This is a genomic window from Thermogutta sp. (assembly GCF_039793925.1).
Taxonomy (GTDB): domain Bacteria; phylum Planctomycetota; class Planctomycetia; order Pirellulales; family Thermoguttaceae; genus Thermogutta.
The window spans coordinates 1-278 of record NZ_JBAMME010000091.1 but is presented as its reverse complement, the minus strand read 5'-3'; the positions used below and the strand labels follow the sequence as shown (position 1 = coordinate 278).

The following is a 278-nucleotide window of genomic DNA, read 5'->3' as shown; positions in this document are numbered from 1 at the left end:
CTATATTGAGCGTAAATCGTATAGGTCGGTCTCTTGGCCACGGCATCGGTGATGCGCTCAGCAAGAACATCCAATGCACTACCACGCAACGGCAATACTGCCTCAGGAGCTCTCTCTCCCAATACTGCCAGTGTGGGACGGGTAATGATCCCTCCCTCGGCCAGTGTAGGGAGTGCCGGGATATCACCTTTCAGTATCCTCGGTCGGATCGTGGGCGATGCAACCGTCCTAAAATTGTTAATGTGCTCCACTCACGTCCTGAATTACAGGTAAAATAC

The 278-nt window shown here is 52.2% G+C and carries 1 protein-coding gene; it reads right to left on the bottom strand.

What is annotated here, in order from left to right; all coding sequences use genetic code 11:
- A partial coding sequence (locus ABJK56_RS03525) for a hypothetical protein (protein ID WP_347243285.1) occupies window positions 1-251 on the bottom strand: 251 nt, incomplete at its 3' end.
- Between the last annotated feature and the right edge of the window lie 27 nt (window positions 252-278).